Here is a 4,447-nt window from a genome sequence, read left to right as displayed (position 1 = left end):
TAATAATAGTTTCTTAAAGAATAAAAATAATCTTCCTATAAACTGCATAGTGAGTCTTCACTATGCAGTTTAATAAATAATAGAAAAGTGGTGAAAAGGTTATGGCAGATACAAAATATGTTCTTGAAATGATAGATATTTGCAAAGAGTTTCCAGGTGTTAAAGCATTAGATAAGGTTCAATTAAAAGTAAGGCCAGGAACTGTACATGCTTTGATGGGAGAGAATGGAGCAGGTAAATCTACTTTAATGAAATGCTTATTTGGTGTTTATATTGAAGATGGTGGAGATATATTTATAGATGGTGTAAAGAGTAAATTCTCTAATCCAAAGCAAGCTATGGATAATGGTGTTGCTATGGTTCACCAAGAGCTAAACCAAGTTTTACAAAGAAATGTTATGGATAATATTTGGCTTGGTAGATATCCAGGGAAAGCCGGAGTAGTTAATGAAAAAGACATGTACGATGAAACAAAAAAAATATTAGATGAATTAGAAATAGAAGTTGATCCAAGAGCAAAGATGGCTAAGCTTTCTGTTTCGCAAAGACAAATGATTGAAATAGCAAAGGCAGTTTCATATAATGCTAAAATATTAGTTTTGGACGAGCCTACATCATCTTTAACCAATGAGGAAGTTAATCACTTATTTAAAATTATAAATAAATTAAGAGATAAGGGCTGCGGTATTATATATATTTCTCATAAGATGGAGGAAATCCTTCAAATTTCTGATGATGTAACAATTATGCGTGATGGTAAGTGGATAGCTACAAATCCAGCTAAAGATCTTACAACAGATAAGATAATAAAGCTAATGGTTGGACGTGATTTAACTCATAGATTCCCACCAAAGACCAATAAACCTGAGGATGTTATATTAGAAGTTAAAAATTTAACTGGTACTTATCAGCCTTCAATTAGAGAAGTATCCTTTGAGTTAAAAAAGGGAGAAATACTTGGGGTTGCAGGCCTAGTTGGTTCTAAAAGAACTGAATTGTTAGAAACAATATTTGGAATAGCTAAACATAGTGATGGAGAGATACTGCTTCATGGAAATAAGGTAGAAAATACAGACTCTCGTAAGGCAATAAAAAATGGATTTGCATTATTAACAGAAGAACGTAGAGCTAATGGGATATTTGGACAACTTGACATTAAGTTTAATACTATGATTGCTAATATAGATGGATATAGTAAGTATGGAGTATTAGACAATAAGAAAATGTCTGAAGATACTAAGTGGACAATTGATAGTATGAAGGTTAAGACTCCAAGTCAAAAGACACTAATTAGAAGCTTATCAGGAGGAAATCAACAAAAAGTAATTATAGGAAGATGGCTATTAACTAATCCTGAAATACTATTGTTAGACGAGCCAACAAGAGGTATAGATGTTGGAGCTAAATATGAAATTTATCAACTTATTATAGATTTAGCAAATAAGGGCAAAGGCGTTATAGTTGTTTCTTCCGAAATGCCAGAATTATTAGGAATTTGCGATAGAATACTTGTAATGTCAAACGGAAAAGTAGCTGGAATAGGTGATGCAGATAAATTATCACAAGAAGATATTATGACTATGGCTGCTAAATATATTTAGAATAGAGGTGGAACCTATGAATAAAGTTAAATTTAATAAAGAATCTTTACAAAATTTCTTACTTAATTATGCACTATATATAGTTCTGTTTATAATGATAGTGTTCTTTGTTATAAAGGAGCCAGGATTCCTTTCATTGAAGAACTTTACTAATATTTTAAGTCAAGCATCAACACGTGGTATCCTTGCGCTTGGTGTTGCGGGATTAATAGTACTACAAGGTACTGACCTTTCTGCTGGGCGTATTTTAGGTTTTACAGCAATTATATCAGCATCATTATTGCAATCAACAACATATGCTGCAAGAATGTATCCAGATTTACCAGCACTACCATTAATATTACCAATGTTTATATCTATAGTAATTGGTGGGATATTTGGTGCTATTAATGGATTCGGGGTTGCAAAGCTGAAAGTTCATGCCTTTATTATAACTTTGGGTACCCAACTTATAGCTTATGGTGCATCTTGCTTATATATTGATAGACCGCCACTAGGAGCTCAACCAGTAGCTAACTTAGATGAAAGATATACTTCTTTTGTTAATGGCTATTTTAAATTAGGTAGTGTAGAAATACCTTACTTGGTATTTTATCTTGCAATTGTTGCAGCAATAATGTGGTTTGTATGGAATAAAACAAAGCTTGGTAAAAATATGTTCGCTATTGGGGGGAACCCTGAAGCAGCAGCAGTTTCAGGTGTTAACTTAGTAAAGAACATAATGTTTATATTTATAATTTCAGGTGTGCTTTATGGACTTGCAGGTTTCTTAGAAGCAGCTAGAGCAGGATCTACTACAACTAGTACAGGATTTAACTATGAACTAGATGCAATTTCTGCCTGCGTAGTTGGAGGTGTATCATTTACAGGAGGTATTGGTACAATCCCAGGAGTATTAATTGGTACAGTATTACTTCAAGTAATAAACTATGGACTAAACTTCATAGGCGTAAATGCATATTGGCAATATATAATTAGAGGTTTAATAATTATAGTTGCAGTTTCATTAGATGTAAGAAAATATATAGCTAAAAAATAATAAAGGAAATGATAATAATGGAAAATGAAGCTATTAAAGAAAAAGTAGAAGAAGTTCCGAGGAAATCAATGAGGGATACCCTCTATGGAAACTTAAATGTATCAGTAAAAACAATGGATAAGGTTTTAGTAGCATTATTTACTTTGCTTATTTTATCACTAATAATAGGAATATTAGTATAAAGTATAAAAGAGATATTTTGCTCATATAATAGGGTGGGGTTAATTTTAACCCGCCCTATTTTTATGCATTTAAATATTTATAAAAAAGTTTAATAAAATATGGTATAATTAACTTTAGTATTAGGAAATTTTTTACTTTAGTATTTATTAATTTAGTTTTCATATTATTAACTTGGAGGTTAGTTATGGGGTTATATAAATTAATGATTGTAGATGATGAAGAAGAAATCAGACTTGGAGTCATTAAGAAAATAAATTGGGAAGAAAATGGGTTTATAGTTGTAGGGGATGCAGAGAATGGACAAGAAGCTTTAGAATTAGCTGAAAAACTTCATCCAGATGTAATAATGACAGATATTAAAATGCCCTTTATGGATGGGTTGGAGCTTGGGAAAAAAGTAATCGATTTAATGCCATCAACAAAAATAATTATTTTTTCTGGTTCAGATGATTTGGACTATGCTCATCAAGCTATTAAAATAAATGTTGTTGAGTATGTATTAAAACCTATTAATTCTCTTGAACTTATAGAGGTCTTAAAAAGGTTAAAAGGAAAATTGGACAAGGAATATAATGAAAAAAGGAATATTGATACTCTGAAAAAACATTATTTGGAAAGTATCCCGGTGATACGAGAACAATTTTTAGTAGGAGCCTTAGAAGGTAGAATTAATAAAGATCAGTGGAAAGAAAATGAAGAAAAACTAGGATTAGATTTTATAACTAAATATCTATGCGTAGCTATAATAAATATTGATGGTCTTTCTAAAGATCAAGATAGTGGACTAGTTTCAGTATCAATTAAAAATATGGTAGATGAGACTATGGAGAATTATTGTAAGTTTATAAGCTTTCCTTATTTAGATAAAATGGTAGTTTTGTTATCTCTTGATGAAAAGGATAACATTATGAAGGTTATAAAAGGATTAAATGAAGTATGCAAAATTTTTGAATGTGTCTTTGGAAGTACAATATCTATAGGAATAGGTAGAATATATAAAGATATTAATGAAATAAGATTTTCTTATAGAACGGCACAAAGCGCCTTAGGATATAGACAAATATTAGGTAATGGAAAAACAATATATATTGATGATCTAGAACCAGATAATTCTGTTCAACTTAAATTTGAAGATCAAGAAGAAATAAGATTTTTAAACTCTATTAAACTTTCAGGTGAAGATAATATAAGAAAAACAGTTGGAAGTATATTTAAAAAGATAGAAGAATCACTTGTTCAACTAGCCAAGTATAGAATTTATTTGATGGAAGTTCTTACATCTATGCTTAAATTAACTCAGAGCCATAATATAGAGGTTAATGATGTTTTTGGAAGTGAATTTAATTTTTATACATACTTAGATGACTTTAATTCTATTGAAGAAATTAAAGAATGGTTCATATTAAAAGCAATAACTTTGAATGAAATAATTAAGAAGGAAAGAGTAAATTCATCTAAGATATTAGTAGAAAAAGCTAAGGAATATATAAAGATTAATTACAAAGATTATGATATATCTGTAGAAAAACTATGTTCAAATTTGCATGTTAGTCAAACTTATTTTTCTACAATATTTAAAAAGGAAACTGATATGAGTTTTGTAAATTATCTTACAGATGTGAGA

General features: G+C 30.0%; 4 protein-coding genes. All 4 read left to right on the top strand.

The genetic code is table 11. From position 1 onward, the window contains the following. Positions 1–101: 101 nt before the first annotated feature. Entirely contained in the window at positions 102–1,601 is a 1,500-nt protein-coding gene (mglA, locus tag E6248_RS13680; protein WP_316341345.1) for a galactose/methyl galactoside ABC transporter ATP-binding protein MglA, read from the top strand. Positions 1,602–1,617: 16 nt separating this feature from the next. Beyond that, positions 1,618–2,640, top strand: coding sequence for a galactose/methyl galactoside ABC transporter permease MglC (mglC, locus tag E6248_RS13675; RefSeq protein WP_316341344.1), 1,023 nt, complete (start codon positions 1,618–1,620; stop codon positions 2,638–2,640). A gap of 17 nt (positions 2,641–2,657) precedes the next feature. Then, a complete protein-coding gene (locus E6248_RS13670; protein WP_316341343.1) occupies positions 2,658–2,822 on the top strand; it encodes a hypothetical protein in 165 nt (54 codons plus the stop codon). A gap of 185 nt (positions 2,823–3,007) precedes the next feature. Continuing rightward, the coding region (locus E6248_RS13665) for a response regulator (protein ID WP_316341342.1) at positions 3,008–4,447 on the top strand (1,440 nt) is incomplete at its 3' end.

The organism is Clostridium sp. (assembly GCF_032552055.1).
Lineage (GTDB): Bacteria > Bacillota > Clostridia > Clostridiales > Clostridiaceae > Clostridium.
This window is presented reverse-complemented; position numbering and strand designations above follow the sequence as displayed.